Genomic DNA, 17783 nt, shown 5'->3' with positions numbered 1-17783 from the left:
CGAAAGCCCCCCGTGCGGACTAATACTTCCCTTCCGTGAGCACTTCCTTGACGATCATCTCGACGCGACACGTCTCGCAGCGCGGCATGGGTTCTTCCGGCACCACGATGATGCGCGTGGTGCGGCACTTCGGGCACATGACCTCGACGAAACCGCGCCTGTAACGGTCCTTCAACGGACCGTCCTTGTGTTGTCCTTCCCTGTTCACGGCAGCAACCTCCTTCCCGCCTCCGGACAGTGCACGCCTGCCCGCGCCACCGGAAACGGACCGGCATATTGGGCGAGCCACCGCGAAAAATCAAGTCCGCAAGTACGGCATCTGCCCCCGCGACGGCAGTGCGGGTTCGCATGCGCCTTCCGCAGGGTGCCGCCCCCGGCGGTCATTCCAGCCCCAGCGCTTCTTCCGTGGCCCGCTTGCGCGCGCCGCGCTCCAGCAGGTGCACCACGGCCCCGGCTTCCGGCAGTCCGCTGCGCGACACCGCCGCGATCAGGTCGCGGATGCGCCCGTCCTCGCGCAGCCAGGCCCGGGCCACGCTTTCGGCATCGCGCTGGCGCGCCAGCGGGGCCAGCCAGCCCGCGCCTTCCGCGTAGACGATGCGCGAAGCCGTGTGCGCGGCCACCAGCGCGTACTGGTGGCGCAGCGGGATGCGTTCGAATATCCGCTCGGGAAAGCGCTCCACCAGCACCGGCGGCAGATAGCCCAGCAACACCTGTCGCAGGGCGGGGTCCGCCTCCACCGGTTCGCCGCGCGCCACCAGCGCCGCGTACAGCGCATCGGCCACGGCGTTCATCTCCAGCGAGACGTCCACGGAAATCTCGTGCAGGGCCTTGCAGCCGTCGCAGCGGCGTATTTCGGCCAGCAGCAGGCGCGCCTCGTCGCGGGCGCGCACCCGCAGGATGTCCAGCACCTCTGCCACGAAGCGGTCCTTGTGGGCGATGAATTCCTCGTCGGTCATGACCAGCCCGCCCAGCACCTCGTACGAGGAGCAGATGACCCCGGTCTTGTTGGCCGACGAGCCGTGCACCACCAGCACCCCCCGTTCGGCCAGGCGCTTGCGCGCCTCCGGCGCCACGAACAGGTTGGCCCCCTCGATGACGGCGCGCGCCGTGGGCACCCCGCCCCGGTCAAAGAAGTCGTGCCAGTTGCGGGTATTGATGGTGTCGGGCCGCCCCCCGGCGGGGATGAAGATATCGGCGTGGGCGGTGTTGTGCAGGGTGTTGCGGCGGCGCACCCCTTCCGGGGTGTCGGACACGGCCACCCACGCCCCCTCGCCGCGCAGCCGGGCCGGGTCGAAGGCGCTGATGCTGCGCTGCGCGTCCACCAGACGCAGCAGTTCGGCCCGGTCCAGACCGTCCGGATCCCAGGCCCCGCCGTGCCCGTCGCTGACGGCAACGATGCGCACGTTGTCGCCGTAAGCCTCGAACATCAGACGCATCAGGTTGCCCGCCACGTCGCCCTTGGGGCCGCCGGTGATCTTCACCGTGAACGGCTGGGAGAAGGGATCGATGCCGAGGTGCCGCAGCATTTCCTCGGCAAAGACCATCACCCCGATGCTGGTGACGCCGTACTGCTTGTGGTTGATGCCCGCCCCGGCCTTGGAACTCATGAACGCAGAGGGCCAGCGGTAGCCGCGCTGGCGGGCGCGTTCCACCATCCAGGCGATGTGCGCGGGCTGGATGTTCTCGTCCGGGCCGCAATAGATGATTTCCTCGCGGCCCAGGTAATCCACCACGCCGGGCAGGGCCGGGGTGTCCTGTCCGGGCAGCACCACGTCCAGCAGCGAATTGATTACCGAGGCCACGGCCAGCCCCACGTCGCCCAGCGGCCCCAGCAGGATGACCGCCTTGGCCCCGCCCTCGGGGATGTCCTTGTTCTTGACCTGCTGGGCGTAGGCCAGCCCCTTCACCTCGTCATACAGGCGGTTCGATTCCAACTCGAACTGCTCCTGGGTGCGGGTGGGCACCACGCGCACGCCGCCGCGCGCCATGTCGCGGTAGCGGATGTGAAAGCCCAGCCCCCCCGGCGTGTGGAAGAAGAAGATGCCGAAGGGCAGTTCCTCCCCTTCGTAGCGGTAGGCCGGGGGCAGGAATTCCGGGTCCAGCCGGAAGGACAAACCGTAGATGGTATCGAGGAAGTAGTTGGTGCGCAGCACATGGCGGAAGAAACGCTGGATCATCAGCAGCACGGCGCGCTCGCGCTCGTCGGCCACCGCGTTCACGGCGTCGGTCGCGTCGGCCTCCAGCCTGCGCGCGGTCGCCTCGCGGTCGCCCAGGGTGGGGTCGAAGCGAGCCTCGAACCAGTCCACCAGCGCGGCGGTTTCGGCCCGGCGGGCCAGCACGATGCGCACCACGTTCTGGGTGCTGAAGGCCCACTGGTTGTCCTTGGCCAGGAACACGTGGGCAAAGCCGCAGGCCGCCTGCAACAGCATGATGCGCTTGATGGGCCAGGATTCCTCGTCGGCCAGGATTTCCAGTTCGTGCGGGGCGAACCACTTTACCAGGCGCAGCTTCTTGCGCAGGTTCTTCCACAGGGCGGAATCGTCCAGGATCAGGTCGCCCTTGTGCGACACGTAGAAGCTCATTATGGCCGTTTCGCCCGACTCGTCGGCGAAGGTGTCCGCGTAGGAGCGGTGCACGGTGATGTCCAGGCGGCGCATGATCCGGGCGATTTGCAGCAGCAGGCCCGTGGCCGGGGGATGGCGCATGGCCACCACGATGCGCGTTTCGCGCCGGATGTCGCAGGGCTCCGCGGACAGCACGGTCCCGACGCCGCCAGCCCCCCCGGCGGCTTCGGACGCGGCGGGCGCGGCGGGTATGGTCGGGGCCGAACACTGCTCGATGAGCAGCCCGGTATCGTCGCCGCCGCCTATCTCGCGCAGCAGCCGGAAGTGGCGGGCCGCCCGCACCGGGTCGAACTTTTCCACGTATTCCGCGTTGGCGGCGGCCAGAAACGCGGCAAAGGCGGTCATGTCCGTTTCCGGCAGTTCGCCGCTGGCGCGCATGGCGTCCAGGGCGGCGCTGAACAGGTCGCCGCCATCGCCACCGTCACCGGTGCGCAGGCTGCCCGCGCGGGGCTGCGGGGCCAGCAGGAATTCGTTCAGGCCCAGTTGCCCGTCTGCCGTGGTGTAGATGCGCGCGGTTTCGATGTGCTCGCCCAGCAGGCCGGCCAGGATGCCGTGCAGGTCGCGCGAGGCGAAAGGGGAAATATAGGTGATCTTGCGACCATCCGGGCTGGCCAAGCGCACCGCGTGGTTGTCCGTGACCACCCGGCCCGAGATGATGGCTTGCAGGTGGTGCACCTGCTCGGTCACCGAATGGGTGCGCAGGTAGTAATCCGGCATGTTGGCAAAAAACCACGGCACCACCTGATCGGCAATGCCGCCAAGCCCGCCCTTGACGAGCGAGAGCGCTTCTTCCACTCCTTTGGCATGGGACTCGGCCATGGGACATCCTCCGTGGCGGGCGGTTTACCGGACAGGATAGCGCAATGGCCCGCCGTGGCAACCGTTTTCTGGCACCCGGAGTGGTTGCCGAAAGTACCACCACGGGCAACCACCCTGCGGCCCTTGCCAAGCTCGACGCCAGCAGCCACAATGCAGGCATCACATTCCCACGGGAGAACTCCGCATGACCAAGAAGTCCGAATCCCCCGCGTCCGGTACCGCATCGGGCACCGCATCAGATACCGCCAACGCCGCCTATACCCGCAGCCAGGACCAGACCGGGCACCTGCGCACGCTGGGCGTGAAGGCGGAATATCCGCACGCGGGCCCCGGCCCGCACATTCTGGAAGCCTTTCCCAACAACTTCCCGGACCGGCCCTACATCGTGAGCATCGCCTTTCCGGAATTCACCTCTCTGTGCCCGGTGACCGGCCAGCCGGACTTCGCCACCATCGTCACCGAATACATCCCCGACCAGCGTTGCGTGGAATCGAAAAGCTTCAAGCTGTACATGTTCGCCTACCGCAACCACCAGTCGTTCATGGAAACCATCACCAATACCGTGCTCGACCACATGACCGAGGCGCTGGACCCGCTGTGGTGCCGGGTGAAGGGGCTGTTCACCCCGCGCGGCGGCACCCACCTGCACGTGTTCGCCGAGCGCTTCAAGCAGGTGGAGGAACCGCGCGCGGCCATGGTGCGCGAAATGGTATCGGAGTGGAAACGCGAAAGCGGACGGCATACCGTGTAGCGCCGCGCCTGTCGCCAGACATTCCAGAAACGAAGACGCCGCCGGGGGATGACCCGGCGGCGTCGTTTGTTCGCGGCGCAGTCAGCGGAGGTTTGGCAGCTCTGCTCTCGATGCCCGTAGGACTCGCGCTACGCGCTCGACCAACGGGCACGCTACGCGCCCTTCGGATCGGTCTCTGCTCTCGATGCCCGCAGGACTCGCGCTGCGCGCTCGACCAACGGGCACGCTGCGCGCCCTTCGGGTCGGTCAGGCAGATGGCAAAAAGGCGCTCGTGGCGACACCATCTACTCGCTGAGGCCCGGCAACACCACCAGCACCTCGTAGCGTTCTTCCTCCCGGTCCACCGTGGTCCGGCCGATGAGCTTGAAACACTGGTGCGTGTAGATGATGTCGAAAATCCGCTCCAGGTCGCGACCTTGCTCGATGTCCACGCGATACTCGCCGCCCACGCTCCACGGCCCCCACACGGAAGCTTCTCCGCGCAGGTACAACGCGTTGATGTCGTAGTCGCGCTTCCTGTTGTACTCGTCGAGACTTGAGCGCCAGTTGTAGCCCAGGGTCAGTTGTCCCCTGTTGGCATCGATGAGGGTCAGGCCGTGGTCGTGCTGGGTGACATCGCCGGTATAGGGCGACCATGCGGTAATGCTGCGCCAGGACAACCACGCCACCGGGAAGTATTGCACCTCGGCCCGGTAGTCGAGCACCGGGCGGCGCCCGTAGGTATCAAGATCCTCGTCGCGGGTGGCCTCGCGGATGTCATAGCCGCTTTGCAGCTTGAACCGCAGGAACTCCAGGTAGTCGGTGCCCAGATCCGGTTCCGCCACGCCCTCGTCGTTGGTCTTCATCCGCACCATTTCGCGCTTGCGCGTGAATACGTTGGTGATGGAGTAGACCAGTTCGTTGCGTGCGCCGATGCGGTCGTCGCCGTCGTAGCGGGGATTGTCGTCCTGATCCAGCAGCGGAAGGTTGTTGTACTCCACGCGCGGCTGCACCGCATGGCGGATGCCGGTCCAACGGCTTTGCCCTGCATTCTCGGCGGTCAGGGTAAGCGGCGCGCTTTCGATCCGGTAGACGCGGGCCACTTCCGTCGATGCGGCGATGTTGTAATCCGGCAGGGTGCGGGAATCGCCGGAGGAATCGCCGCCGTCACCGGGCAGGCTCTCGCGGCGTTCCGTGTCGTACACGGTCTGGCGCAGGCCCACGGAAGAGATCACCGAGCCGTACTTGCCGTTCACCGGCAGCACCACCTGCGGGTGCACGTCGTGCCGCGCCCCCTGGGTGCCGTTGCGGCGGTGGAAGTACACCGACTGCGCCGAGGCCTGCACTTCCAGCGGCAGTTCCTCGAACAGGGCGCCCCGGTGCAGGTACACGTCGGCCTCGGGCAGGCGCTGGGGCAGCGAATCGGACGAATAGGAATGGTTGCCGTTGCCCAGCTCCGGATCCTGATCGTACCGGCCGCCCAGGGCCACGGAAACGCGGTCCCAGTCGCGGGTCAGCATGACCTGGCTGGTGCGGTAGCGGTCACGCTCGTTGATGTCGCGACCGAACAGGGTGAACAGGTTGTCGCGCGAATCGTTGAATCCGCCAAGCCCCCGCTTGAACTCGCGCAGGTAGTTCTGGTCGGACACGTAGTCCAGGTCGCCCTTGAGCCGCCAGCGCGGGTCGCCAAGGCGCTGTTCGAACATGCCGCGCAGCCAGTACCGTTCCTGATTGGTGCGGATCAGGCCGTCGCCGCTGTCGATGGGGTCGTCGCCGTCGCTGTCGACCACCTTGTTGTCGTACAGCCAGTCCAGGCGCAGCCAGGCGGTCTGGTCCGTGGTGGGCCGCGAGCGGTACTCCACGCCGTGCATGAACCCGCGCTCGGACATGAAGTACTCGTTCAGGGTCACGTCGCTGGTTTCGTTCAGCACCCAGTAGTACGGCTGGTTGTAGTAGAAACCGTCGCGAGAGCTGATGCCGTACTGCGGCATCAGGAAGCCCGACTGGCGGGTGCGCTTGGCGGGCATGACGAAGTAGGGGGAATAGGCGACGTCGTTGTTCTTCACCTGAAAATTCGAACGCCACAGGCGGGCGTAGCCGTCGATTTCGACCACGGCTTCCTCGGCGGTCAGCGACCAGGCCGGGGTATCGCCGTCGCACACGGTGATCTTGGCGTTGGTGAAGGTGTAGAGGTCGCCCCAGTTCTTGTCGATGCGCTCGCCCGCAAAATAGGCGTGGGGTTCGCCCATGAAGATGCGGCCATTCTTCATCCAGCCGGTGTGGCTGCGCAGGTCGAATTCCGCTTCTTCGGCGGCAATGTCGTCCTTGCCGAAGTGCACCTCGACGTTGCCCTTCAGGTACACCCAGTTGGTGGCGGAATAATAGCGGATGTAGTCGGCCTTCAGGTAGTCCTGGCCGCGCCGCAGGGCCACGCGGCCCTCGGCCTCGATGATCTTGCTGTCGTTCTGCGACGTGACGGAATCGGCCGTGAGGTTCCAGGTCACCTCGCGGTCATCCTCCGTGCGCATCTGCAACACGTTGGGCTGCGGCGGCTGGGCGGCGTGCGCCCCGCCCGCGAACAGGAGGCCGGAAAGCAGCAGGAACACATATGCCGCGAACCCGGCGAGCGGGCGGAGTCTGCCGTCTGTCATGCGCGGTCCGGATCGTCCGGGCATGGGCCCGGTTTATGAAGTCACGTGGGTTTCCGCCATCCCGGCACGCGGCATCTCGCAGCGGCGCGCGGCGGGGTGTCGAAGATGTTGAATGTCACGGCGCGAGGGGGTACAACCGCTCCCTGCACAATACCGGGACCGCAGTCGTTTACCACAACTTTCCCGGCAGGAAAAGCCGCTGGCCGCACCCCACCCCGACGCCCGCCCCTTCATCTGCCGGAACCGCCCTCCGACCTCCCAGCCGGACCCGCGCATGGAGCCCCGCATGAGCATTGCCTACAACAAGATAGCCGTCCGCGTGCGCCTTGGCGCGCTGCGCCGCAATTTCGAAACGCTGCGCCGCATGGCCCCCGCCGCCATGCCAGTGATCAAGTCCGACGCATACGGACACGGCCTGCTGCCCGTGGCCCGTACCTTGGAAGCCGCCGGGGCCGACGCCTTTGCCGCGGGCACCGTGGGTGAATGCGCCCAACTGCGCGACGGCGGCATTCCCGGCCGCATCGTGGCCCTGCTGGGCGCCACGGACGCCGCCGACGCCGAATGCTGCGTGGCCCGGTCCATCGTGCCCGCCGTGTATTCCGCCGACCAGCTGGAAATGCTGGCGGGGCGGGCGGCCCCCGGCCAGCAGGTGGACATTGCCCTCAAGTTCGATACCGGCATGGCCCGCCTGGGCTTTTCAGAAGCCGACCTGCCCGCCCTGCTCGACCGGCTGCACGCCAGGCCCATGCTGCGCCCGGTGCTGGTCATGTCCCACCTGGCCGTGTCCGACGATCCCTCGCGGGCCGACTTCACCCGGCAGCAGGGCGAAACCTATGGGCGCATCCTGGCCGGGGTGCGCGCCGACTGGCCCGCCGCGCAGGGCTCGCTGGCCAATTCCGCCGCGCTGCTGGCCCACCCGGAACTGCACTTCGACGTACAGCGTCCCGGCATTGCCCTGTACGGGGCGAACCCGCTGCGCGGCACCGCGCAAGAGCACCTTGGCGACGGCCTGCAACCGGCCATGGACGTGGCCGCGCCCATCCTGCAGGTGCACCCGCTGCCCGCCGGGCGCAGCATCAGCTATGGCCGCACCTTCACCGCCCCGCGCGACATGACCGTGGCCATCGTGGCCACCGGCTACGCCGACGCCTACAGCCGCGGACTTTCCGGCAAGGGCGCCATGACCGTGCATGGCCGCCGCGTGCCCATCCTGGGCCGGGTGTGCATGCAGATGACCGCCGTGGACGTGACCGACGTGCCCGGCGTGGCCGCAGGTGACGACGCCTACCTGCTGGGCGGCCCCGGCGAGGCCCTGACGCCCGACGAACTGGCCGACCTGTGGGGCACCATATCCTACGAGGTGCTGTGCCTGCTGGGCATGAACCCGCGCACCCACAGGGAATAGACGCGGGCGCCGCACACCCGCCCGGCCTTGCCCGGCGCCGTCAAATGGGTTGTTGACACCCGGACGGCCTGCGACTATAGACCCTGTTTCTGCCTTGCTCGCCCCCACGTGCGGGGCGGGCCAAAGCCCACAAGGAGTAATCCCATGAGGAAGTTTGAAACGCTGCTGCTCCTTTCCCCGGAGCTGGCCGCGGATGCCCGCGAGGCGCTGCTTGGCACCCTCACCGGCGTCGTAGAGCGTGAACAGGGCAAGATGGTCGCCGCCGACCACTGGGGCATGCGCGACCTCGCCTACCCCGTGCAGAAGCACATGCGCGGCTACTACGTGCGCCTCGAATACCTCGCCCCCGGCGAGGCCGTGGCCGAAGTGGAACGCAACATCCGCATCTCCGACGGCATCTTCAAGTTCGTTACCGTCAAGCTGGCCGACGCGGTCGAGGAGGTTGCATAACATGGCCTTCAAGAAAAAGTTCACCCCGCGTCGCAAGTTCTGCCGCTTCTGCGCCGACAAGGACCTGCCCCTCGATTACAAGCGCGCCGACATCCTGCGCGACTTCATCACCGAGCGCGGCAAGATCATCGCCCGCCGCATCACCGGCACCTGCGCCCATCACCAGCGTCTGCTCACCCGTGAAATCAAGCGCGCCCGCCAGATGGCCCTCTTGTTCTACACCGCGGGCCACTCCAGCGACGTCAAGAAAAAGAGCCAGATCTAGGAGGATGGGATGAAGCTGATCCTTCGTGCAGACGTTGAAAACCTGGGCCGCCTCGGCGACGTCGTCACCGTGAAGCCCGGTTTCGGCCGCAACTTCCTGCTGCCGCAGGGCCTGGCCATGCTGGCCTCCGATGCCAACCTGAAGGCGTTCGAACTGGAGCGCAAGAAGCTTCAGGCCAAGATGGACGCCCTGCGCACCGCAGCCTCCGACCTGTCCGCCAAGATCGCCGCCACCGAACTGGTGATCCCCGTGCGCGTGGGCGAAAACGACAAGCTCTACGGTTCCGTCACCACCGCCATCATCGGTGATGCGCTGGCCGAGAAGGGCGTGGACATCGACCGTCGCCGCATTCTGCTCGACGCCGCCATCCGCACCCTGGGCACGCACGAAGTGCGCGTCCGCCTGCATGCCGACGTGGTGGCCACCCTGAACGTCAAGGTTGTTGCCGAAGACAAGGTGAGCGATGCCGCAGAACCCGTCGTGGAAGCCGAGCCGGAAACCCCGGCCGAATAGCCACTCCGATTCCGACGCCGCCTCCGCCTATCAGGGCGGGGGCGGCGCTCCCGATCCGACGGAACGCGCTTCCGCCGATCTGTTGCGCCGAGTCCCCCCGCACAGCACCGAAGCCGAACAGGCCGTGCTCGGGGGGATTCTGCTTCGCAACTCCGTGCTGCATTCCGTGGTCGACACGCTGCGCCCGGAAGACTTCTACCTGCCCGCCCACCAGCAGATCTACGACGCGTGCCTGGAACTGTACCGGCGCAACGCCCCCATCGACCTCGTGACCATGGCGGAATACCTGCAATCGCAGAGCCGTCTGGAAGGGGTGGGCGGGGCCGTGTACCTGGCGGAACTGGCCCAGTCCACCATCAGCGCCGCCAACGCAGAGCACTATTCCACCATCGTGCGCGACAAGTCGCTGTTGCGTTCGCTGATCGGCGCGGGTTCCGAGATCATCAGCAACTGCTACGACGCCTCGCGCGAGGTGCAGAAGCTGCTGGACGAATCGGAGCAGGCGGTGTTCGCCATTTCCGAGCGGGTCAGCGGCAAGATGTTCCGCAGCGCCAAGGAACTGGTGAACAAGGTCTTCGAAGACCTTGTGAAGCGCTGCGACCGCAAGGAAGTGGTCACCGGCGTCACCACCGGCTTCGTGCAGCTGGACCAGATGACCTCGGGCCTGCAACCGTCGGACCTGATCATCGTGGCCGCGCGCCCCTCCATGGGCAAGACCGCCTTCGCCCTGAACATGTGCCTGCGCGCCGCCGTGAACCAGAACGTGCCGGTGGCGGTGTACTCCCTGGAAATGTCCATGGAGCAGCTGGTCATGCGCATGCTCTGCTCGCTGGGCAAGGTGGACCTGTCCAAGGTGCGCAAGGGCTTCCTGGACGACGAGGACTGGCAGCGCCTGTACCACGCCGCCGACGTGCTGTCGCAGGCGCCCATCTACATCGACGACACGCCCGCCATCACCACCCTGGAACTGCGTGCCCGCACCCGCCGCCTGCGTGCCGAGCGCGGCGTGGGCCTGGTCATGGTGGACTACCTGCAGCTGATGCGTTCCGCCCGCCGGGTGGATTCGCGCGAACTGGAAATTTCGGAAATCTCGCGTTCGCTGAAGGCCCTGGCCAAGGAATTGACCATCCCGGTCATTGCCCTGTCGCAGCTGAACCGCAAGGTGGAAGAGCGCACCAACAAGCGCCCCATGCTTTCGGACTTGCGCGAATCGGGCGCCATCGAGCAGGACGCGGACGTGATCATGTTCATCTACCGCGACGATGCCTACAACAAGCGCGACGACAACCCGCGCAAGGGCATCGCGGAAATCATCATCGGCAAGCAGCGCAACGGGCCCGTGGGCGTTGCCGAGCTTGCCTACCTGGCCTCGCACACCGCGTTCGAGGATTTGACGTTCGTTCCGCCGCCGCCCTCCGAGGGGTACGGGGATTGATTGATGGGGGCTGCCGCAAGGTGGCCCCTTTTGTTTGGTGGTGCTGGTGACGGGGAACAGGGTGTTGGCCGGTTTGGGGAGAGGGAGTGCGCGGTTGTAGTCGGCTTCTACGAAAACAGTCGTGCGCTGTTGATTGCGCTCGATTTCGTTATGCCTCCGGCGGGCAAGGGGCCACTAAGCGGCGGCCCCCTGTACCCCCGCGCTCCGGGGGGCGCTGCCCCCCGGGTCCCCCCAGCGTATCCTACGCGGCGTCACTTCGGCGGCAGATCACCCGGAAGCGCCCCGCGCCGAAGGGAAGCTGACGCCGAGCTAACGCCGCGCAGGATACGTGTGGCACGGACACCCTCGCTGCACCCTGCCTGCGGGAGCCTTGCGCACATCGCATTCAGCCAGGCAGATCGCCCGAGGCGCGCCAGCGCCGCAGGGAAGCTGCCCGGCGTAAGAATGCGGTGCAGGATACGTACTAAAAAGGCGCCCAGGCGACGTCAAGGCGACGAGAGATGGGCGCACATTCGCGTTCCCGTCGGCAGATCACCCGAAGGCGCCCCGCGCCAGAGGGAAGCTGACGACGGAAGGAGCGCGGTGAATGAAGCGTTGGGGTCCAGGGGTGGCGAAGTCCCCCTGGAACGCGGGGGTGCAGGGGGTGTTCGTTACAACACCCCCTGCCCGTCGGAGACATAACGAAATCAAGGGCAGTCAAAGGGGCGGGACTGTCTTCGTGGAAGCCGGTTGCAACCGCGCACAACCTCTCCCCTCTTGATCCCTTTCCCAATTACTACTGCAATCCCAGATTAACCCTGCTCCCTCCGCCCTTGGCGCCATCCCCACCAGTCCCACCATTCCCGCCAGCAGCAGGCGCCACCTTGGCCCCCGCCAAAAACACCCGCTCGCCCAGCGTCGGATCGATTTCCAGCAGCTTGTCGCGCACGGCCTTGGACCGTGCGGTGGCCAGTTCCTTCAGCGCCTCCGGGGTCACCTCGTGATGTTCCTTCAGCGCGGCCTCCATCACGTCCACAGGCTGTGATTTCGTAAAGCCCACCACGTTGCGCGGCTTTTCGAAGGGCGCGTCCTTGTACACCTCGTCCAGCAGATCCTCGTATTCGTCCTTGTCGATGACCAGATCGTCCACGTTCACCCGCGCCCGCTCGGCGCGCGACAGCGAGGCGTGCTTGGCCTCGCGCAGGGCGCGCAGCAGGGCCTGTTCCTTCAGGCCGCGCGTGTCGCCATCCGGTTCCGCCGCGCCCTGCACTTCCAGCTTCAGGCGCGGACGCTGGCGCAACACCTCGACCACGGCGCGCAGATCCTTTTCCGCCGCCTCGTTCAGCGTTGCGACGCCGGGCGGAAATTCCACGTAGCGCATGTCCCTGCCGCCGGACCCCAGACTGAGCACGCTGCCCACCAGCGCGAAGGGCGAGGTGACCACCTTGACCATCAGGTTCAGCACGGCCTGCATGACCACGCCGCCCAGGCGGAATTCCGGGTCGTCCAGCCGCCCCTTCACGGGCAGGCGCAGGTCCACGTTGCCGCTCATGTCCTGCAACAGGGCCAGCCCCAGCTTTACCGGGTAGTTGGGCGCATCGGGCCTGTTGTCCTTGCTGCCCAGTTCGATCTGGCTGAGGGTGAAATGGTTGTCGGCGTCCAGCACCCAGTTTTCCGCCTTTACGGCCACGTCGGCGGAAAAGCGCCCGTGTTCCACGGGATAGGCAATGTACTGCACCGCGTAGGGCGACAGGGGCACCAGATCCAGCCCGGACATGGTGAAACGCATGTCCGCGAACACGGGATGAATGAGCGGGTTCACCGTGCCGCCCACCAGCACCGGCACCCCTTCGATGCCCGCGCGCAACTGCACCTCGGCCCGCGAGGCCGGGTCCAGCGAGACGCCGGAGATGCGCCCCTCGATGTCGGACACTTCGGCGGCATAGGCCGGGGACATGCGCTCGTCGCGGAAGCGCAACGCTCCGCCGGAAATGGACAGGCTGCCCACCTCCAGCGTGGTGAACGGCCCGGCGTTGGGACGCGCCACGACCTCCGTACCGTCGCCGGGTACGGGCGCACCAGAGGAACCAGAGGCGGCGGAAGGCGCGGGTGGCGGCGATGCCGAATCCGTGGCGGGACCGGACGCAGCCTTGGGAGGCTGCGCGGTGGCGCCTGCCGAAGCCTTCGCGTCCTTCTCCGCTGCCGAAGCCTTCGCGTCCTTTGCGTCTGCCGGGGACTTCGCGTCCTTCGCCGCCGCAGGGGGCTTCGCCCCCATGGCCCGGCTGATGCTGGTGGAGCCGTCCTTGAACACCATCACCGAAAGCTTGGGCTTTTCCAGCCCCACTTCCTGCACGCGCAGGGAAAGGTCGCCCGAAGGCTGCTGGCCGAAGCGCAGCCCGCGCACCGCAAACCGTCGCAGCGAGGCAAGCTCCTGCTTGCCCCCGGCCAGCTTCAGCGACAGATTGTCCAGCCGGGCCGCGCCCTCCACGCTGACCTCCAGCGCCGGTTCCGCCCCCTGTCCGCCGGATGGGGACGCGCGGCGTGCCCTGCCTGCCGGAGTTGCCGGGGCGGGCTGCTCGCGCAGGGCCACCTTGAGTTCCGACGATACCTCCCCGCTGCCGAACAGCAGGTCGGTCGCCTCGCCCAGGTACGGGTCCAGCGGGCGTAGGTCCACCTTGGCCAACCTGCTGTCCACGGTCATGTGCAGCGGCTGCGCCGTGCCCTTGGCCTTGATGCCGATGGTGCCCTGCTTCTGCCAGCGCGCGGAAAAATCCACGTCCAGCGGCGCACCGCGTTGCAGCGACAGCGGGCCGGTGACCAGACGCATCCCTTCCAGGGAAAGCGCGCCCGCATCCCTTGGCTGCCGGTCCTCGAAGGTCACGCGGCCCTCGTCCACACGCAGGGAGGCCACGGACACCTGCCACTCCGGCCCTTCCGGCGTGGCGGCGGGTTTCTGCGGCGCGGTGCGTGAAGCCCCGCGCGCCGCCGGGCGTTCCTGCCCCTTGCCCCGTACGGATCGGGCCCCGGTTGGTTGCGACTTGGCGGACTCCGCCGGTGCGGTTCCCCCCGCCAGCGCGGCAAGGTCGATGGCGCCGTCCTTGCCGCGCACCACCCGCACGTCGGGCCTGGTCAACGTCACCGGCCCCACGGCCACGTTGCGCGCTGCAAGGTCCACCGAGGTGTCGGCCACATCCAGCTTGCTCAGGCTCACGGACGGCTGCTTCTGGTCGGCAAGTGCCCCCGAAAGTGACAGGACAAGACCCGACACCTGCGCCGCGCCCTTGCGCACCACAAGCCCCGGTGCATCCGGCGCGGCCAGCGAAAGGTCCATCTCGCCCTGCACGCCCGCCGCCCCTGCATCCAGCGACAGGGCAGGCACCGCCTGGGCCAGGTAGCCGCGCACCGGCAGCAGGGGCAGGTCGCGCGCGTCCAGCCGCAGGGTGACACCCAGCGGTTCCAATGTCAGCGTGCCTTCGGCCTTCAGGGTGCCCGCGCCTGCGCCCGGTTTGCCACCGGCGCCGGGTTTGGCGGCTTCACCCGCCGCGCCGCCGCCGTCCATGCGCAGCGACGCGGTGAACGCCCCGCCGCCCTTGGGCTGCTGCTTGCCGCCGGGCGTGGCGAAATCGGTCAGGGTCGCATCAAGGCCGCTCAGGCGCACCACCGCGCCGCCCGGCACCGAGGCATCCTTCCAGACCACCGTGGCATCGCGCAGGCCCAGGGTGTGCACGTTGACCACGAAAGGCAGCTGGTCCGCCGCTGTGCCCGAAGCCGGGGGCGACGCCGGGTTCTTCACTGTCGCTCCGCCCGCCCCCGTTCCATTGGCCCCGCTGGACGCAACGGCGGCATTGGCGGCCATGGTTCCATTCTGCGGGCCGTTCTGGCGATCATTCCGTGCGCCGTCGACCTGCCCTGCCCTATCCTGTTTCGCCTGAACCTGTTTTGCCTGATCCTGTTTGGACTGCTCTGGCCCCTGCCGCTTCCCGCCCGCCGGGGCAACGAAGCCCAGCCAGTCGATGCTGCCGTCGGCCAACCGTCCCACCCGCGCCAGCAACCCGTCCAGGGCAACCCGGCGCACGTCCACGTGCCGATCCAGCAGCGAAAATTCCTCCACCTCCACCACGCCGGAGGTCAGCCCCAACACCGCCTCCTTGCCGTCGGGCGCGTTCACGCGCAGGTCGTTCAGGGTCACGGACCCCGCCAGCCCGAACTCCACGTCGTGCGCGGCGGGCTGCTCCACCACCAGTTTCAGGTTCACGCCCAGCCGCCCCGATTCCAGGCGCAGCGGTGTGAACGCGGCCAGGTATTCGCGGTACTGGGTCAGGTCCACCTCATCGGTGACCACGTCGAACTCGGTGCGCAGGTGCTCGGCAAAGGGCAGCAACCGCCCCTGCACGTTCAGCGCCCTGCCGTCCACGGTGGCGTTGAGGCTGGGGGTGATGATCCGCTCGCGGTCACGTTCCATGGTGGAGGTGAACGGCACCACGAACTGCAATTCCGTGATGGTGTGGATGGTCTTCTGCGGCGCGTCGTGAAAGATCACCGTGCCGTTGACCACCTCGAAATTGCTGGCAGCAAAGGGGAACAGCGGTTTGCTCGCCTCGTCCGCGCGATCCGCACGGTCCTGCTTGCCGCCCTCGCCGTCTCCGTCCGCGGGAATGAATTCCGAAAAGGAATAGCGCCCGTCACCGAAATGGGCCACGTACACCACCGGGTTCACCAGCCGCACGTAGGCCAGCACCGGCGCAAGGCGCAACGCGGCGGAAAGGCCGGGCGAGAATTCCAGCGCGTCGAAGGTCAGCATGTCGCCGTCGCCGGTAGGGTTGGGCACGCGCACGCCCTGAATGGACAGCGCCCACGAATAGGGGTTGAAGCGCACCTTTTCCACGGCGCAGCGCACCCGCAGCTTGTCGGACAGCTGGTCTTCCAGCACGCCGCGCAACAGCGGCGGCATGGCCAACCCGGCCAGCACGCCCCAGGCCGCGACGATGGCGACAACGGTGTACGTCCAGCGGCGCACCCTCCGCAGGGCCCACCACGCCTTGCCGCGCACTGCAATGGCTGTTGGCGACCACCCCGACCGACTCTTTTCCGGCTTCGCGCTCATACTCGCTCCATGCTTCCGGATTGCTGATTCTGCCAGCACCATAGAGCAGTTGCGCTTTCATGAGAAGGGGTGTGCGCCACAACGCGGGGCAACCCTACCCCCCGAGGCCCCCCCATGGAGGCGCGGTGGCGCCGTGCGGCGCAACAGGCATGACGCAGGCCACGCGGTCTGTCCGGATTGGAGATTGGACACAAAAAAGCCGCCGGAAACACAGTTCCCGACAGCGCAACAGGGCAGGCATCATGCCCGCCGCTACACGTACGGCAGCAGCAGCACCCCCATTTCTCCGTCTTCCTCTTCTCCGTACAACTGCCCCAACCGCTGCATGGCCCCGTAGATGGCCACCACGTCGCGCCCCTTGCCTCCGCTGACCCGCGCGGGATCATCCAGCCCGCGCCGGTCGTCCGGCGCCCCGTACACGGTCAGGTCGTCCGCGCCCTCGCCGCCGCGCACCGTGTTGTGGGCCAGGTCTCCTTCAGCGTAATAGTCGCCCGCAAGACCCTCGACCTTCCAGCCCACGTGCGACAGGCCACCCGGCACGTAGTCACCCGATGGACTGAGCCGCCGCCTGCGCCCCAGTTCCACCACGTCGTGTCCTTCGCCGCCGTCATAGCTGGCGAAAAACGATGTCACGGCACGCAGGGTGTCGTCTCCTGCCCCGCCCGCAAACTCCGTGGTGTGCGCCGCGTCCACGGCAAAGGCGTCGTCGCCTTCGCCTCCGTCTGCCCTGCCGCGCTCGTACATCCCCCGAAAGGTATCATCCCCCGACTCGCCCAGCAGGTCGGAGACCTGGAACCGGCCATCAAAGGTGTCGTCCCCTTCGCCACCCGCCATGCCGGAACGCAGGAACGTGCCGGTCAGCGCGTCGTCGCCGTTGCCGCCCGCCACCTGCGACCAGGCGGCCATGTCCATTTTATACAGGTCATTGCCGTCCTCCCCGTCCATGACCGCGTAGTGCGCCTCGCCCTTCAGCGTGTCGTCGCCCGCGCCGCCGCGCACCAGCGAATGGGCCACGGCGCCGTCCAGGGTGTCATTGCCGGTGCCGCCAACCAGCGCCACGTGCACGCCGTTGTCGGCGCGGATCAGGTCATCGCCCTCGCCCCCGTCGAGCAGTGTCAGCCCTTCGGGGCCTTCGGCGGCCACGCCCCGGAACATGCCCAGAATGGCATCGTTGCCGGTGCCGCCGTCCACCCCGCCGCTGCCGCCCAGCGAGATGACCACGTCGTCACCGCCACCCGCGTGCACCTGACGGTCGCTCAGCCGGATGAAAAAGTCGTCGTCCCCGGTGCCGTCCAGGGTTTCGCCGTCGGGTGCCGCCTCCAGGCTCACCGTGCCGTCGGCATTTTCCACCACCCGGGTATCCTTCCGGATAAGGCCGGCACCCACCAGTTCACCGTTGCGGCTGAACGATACGGCCCACCCCATGGTCGTGCTGCCGTCCTGACCACGAACGGGCGTGGGCCCCACCTCAACCAGCAGGCCGGATTTCGTCACGTGCGTGATGGGTTTGCCCCCCCGCAGCACGTCGCCCCCGGCCAGAAGATAGCCGTAGGCGTCATCCTGATTCTGACGCGCACGCGAAACGTCGCCGAACTCGAACACCACATCGGGCGTGCGGGTGGACACGGTGTCGTAGGCGTCGGTCAGGCTGCCGCGCAGGCTTACCGGGCCGGTGCCGTACCGGGCGCGGCGGGCCTCCTGCTGCCGTTCCTGCGATTCGCGCAGCAGGTAGCCGGAGATGGGGGAAAGGATCATGGCGTCACCCCGTGACTGGTTGCCGTCACAAGGTCATATCGGCCCACCTTTAC

Annotated in this window: 11 protein-coding genes; 6 read left to right on the top strand and 5 right to left on the bottom strand. The window is 67.4% G+C overall.

Features of this window, described 5'->3' with window-relative positions:
- Nucleotides 1-19 precede the first annotated feature (19 nt).
- Together K6142_RS10685 and K6142_RS10680 are read right to left on the bottom strand one after the other, a co-directional pair.
- Nucleotides 20-208, bottom strand: a complete 189-nt coding sequence (locus tag K6142_RS10685; RefSeq protein WP_012612478.1) for a hypothetical protein — start codon at nt 206-208, stop codon at nt 20-22.
- A gap of 172 nt (nt 209-380) precedes the next feature.
- Complete coding sequence (locus K6142_RS10680) at nt 381-3443, bottom strand: NAD-glutamate dehydrogenase domain-containing protein (protein ID WP_190244147.1); 3063 nt, start codon at nt 3441-3443, stop codon at nt 381-383.
- A 184-nt stretch (nt 3444-3627) separates the two neighbouring features.
- On the opposite strand from K6142_RS10680, the gene queF reads away from it, so the two are divergent.
- A complete protein-coding gene (queF, locus tag K6142_RS10675; RefSeq protein WP_223290263.1) occupies nt 3628-4194 on the top strand; it encodes a preQ(1) synthase in 567 nt (188 codons plus the stop codon).
- Between the two features lie 284 nt (nt 4195-4478).
- Here queF and K6142_RS10670 read toward each other — a convergent pair whose 3' ends face one another.
- Nucleotides 4479-6824 (bottom strand): LPS-assembly protein LptD, encoded by a 2346-nt coding sequence (locus tag K6142_RS10670; RefSeq protein WP_190244146.1) that lies wholly within the window; start codon nt 6822-6824, stop codon nt 4479-4481.
- A 286-nt stretch (nt 6825-7110) separates the two neighbouring features.
- On the opposite strand from K6142_RS10670, the gene alr reads away from it, so the two are divergent.
- The 5 genes from alr (at nt 7111) to dnaB (ending at nt 10892) form a co-directional block, all read left to right on the top strand.
- The gene (gene alr, locus K6142_RS10665; protein WP_190244145.1) at nt 7111-8229 is read left to right on the top strand and encodes an alanine racemase; all 1119 of its coding nucleotides are present in this window, start codon (nt 7111-7113) and stop codon (nt 8227-8229) included.
- 144 nt (nt 8230-8373) lie between these two features.
- Entirely contained in the window at nt 8374-8679 is a 306-nt protein-coding gene (rpsF, locus tag K6142_RS10660) for a 30S ribosomal protein S6 (protein WP_012612483.1), read from the top strand.
- A gap of 1 nt (nt 8680) precedes the next feature.
- Complete coding sequence (rpsR, locus tag K6142_RS10655; RefSeq protein WP_007523772.1) at nt 8681-8944, top strand: 30S ribosomal protein S18; 264 nt, start codon at nt 8681-8683, stop codon at nt 8942-8944.
- A gap of 9 nt (nt 8945-8953) precedes the next feature.
- The gene (gene rplI, locus K6142_RS10650) at nt 8954-9457 is read left to right on the top strand and encodes a 50S ribosomal protein L9 (RefSeq protein ID WP_012612484.1); all 504 of its coding nucleotides are present in this window, start codon (nt 8954-8956) and stop codon (nt 9455-9457) included.
- On the top strand, nt 9408-10892 hold the full coding sequence (gene dnaB, locus K6142_RS10645; protein WP_223290262.1) for a replicative DNA helicase: 1485 nt from the start codon (nt 9408-9410) through the stop codon (nt 10890-10892). The genes rplI and dnaB overlap by 50 nt, the downstream gene beginning before the upstream one ends.
- Nucleotides 10893-11667: 775 nt before the next feature.
- On the opposite strand, the gene K6142_RS10640 is transcribed toward dnaB, so the two are convergent.
- Both K6142_RS10640 and K6142_RS10630 read right to left on the bottom strand, forming a co-directional pair.
- Nucleotides 11668-15975 (bottom strand): DUF748 domain-containing protein, encoded by a 4308-nt coding sequence (locus K6142_RS10640; protein ID WP_190244144.1) that lies wholly within the window; start codon nt 15973-15975, stop codon nt 11668-11670.
- Between the two features lie 252 nt (nt 15976-16227).
- Nucleotides 16228-17730 carry a calcium-binding protein gene (locus tag K6142_RS10630; protein WP_190244143.1) on the bottom strand — a complete coding sequence of 501 codons (1503 nt, stop codon included), beginning with the start codon at nt 17728-17730 and terminating at the stop codon, nt 16228-16230.
- Nucleotides 17731-17783: the final 53 nt, after the last annotated feature.

Origin of the sequence: Nitratidesulfovibrio sp. SRB-5 (genome assembly GCF_019931275.1) — a bacterium.
In the GTDB taxonomy this organism is placed as follows: domain Bacteria; phylum Desulfobacterota; class Desulfovibrionia; order Desulfovibrionales; family Desulfovibrionaceae; genus Cupidesulfovibrio.
Note: the sequence above shows the minus strand (reverse complement) of the source record. Positions and strands in the feature narration are given on the sequence as shown.

Bases quoted from the DNA above. Each gene is read 5' to 3' on its own strand.
- K6142_RS10680 (WP_190244147.1), bottom strand. From the start codon at position 3,443: ATGGCCGAGTCCCATGCCAAAGGAGTGGAAGAAGCGCTCTCGCTCGTC.
- queF (WP_223290263.1), top strand. From the start codon at position 3,628: ATGACCAAGAAGTCCGAATCCCCCGCGTCCGGTACCGCATCGGGCACC.
- K6142_RS10670 (WP_190244146.1), bottom strand. From the start codon at position 6,824: ATGACAGACGGCAGACTCCGCCCGCTCGCCGGGTTCGCGGCATATGTG.
- alr (WP_190244145.1), top strand. From the start codon at position 7,111: ATGAGCATTGCCTACAACAAGATAGCCGTCCGCGTGCGCCTTGGCGCG.
- rpsF (WP_012612483.1), top strand. From the start codon at position 8,374: ATGAGGAAGTTTGAAACGCTGCTGCTCCTTTCCCCGGAGCTGGCCGCG.
- rpsR (WP_007523772.1), top strand. From the start codon at position 8,681: ATGGCCTTCAAGAAAAAGTTCACCCCGCGTCGCAAGTTCTGCCGCTTC.
- rplI (WP_012612484.1), top strand. From the start codon at position 8,954: ATGAAGCTGATCCTTCGTGCAGACGTTGAAAACCTGGGCCGCCTCGGC.
- dnaB (WP_223290262.1), top strand. From the start codon at position 9,408: ATGCCGCAGAACCCGTCGTGGAAGCCGAGCCGGAAACCCCGGCCGAAT.
- K6142_RS10640 (WP_190244144.1), bottom strand. From the start codon at position 15,975: ATGAGCGCGAAGCCGGAAAAGAGTCGGTCGGGGTGGTCGCCAACAGCC.
- K6142_RS10630 (WP_190244143.1), bottom strand. From the start codon at position 17,730: ATGATCCTTTCCCCCATCTCCGGCTACCTGCTGCGCGAATCGCAGGAA.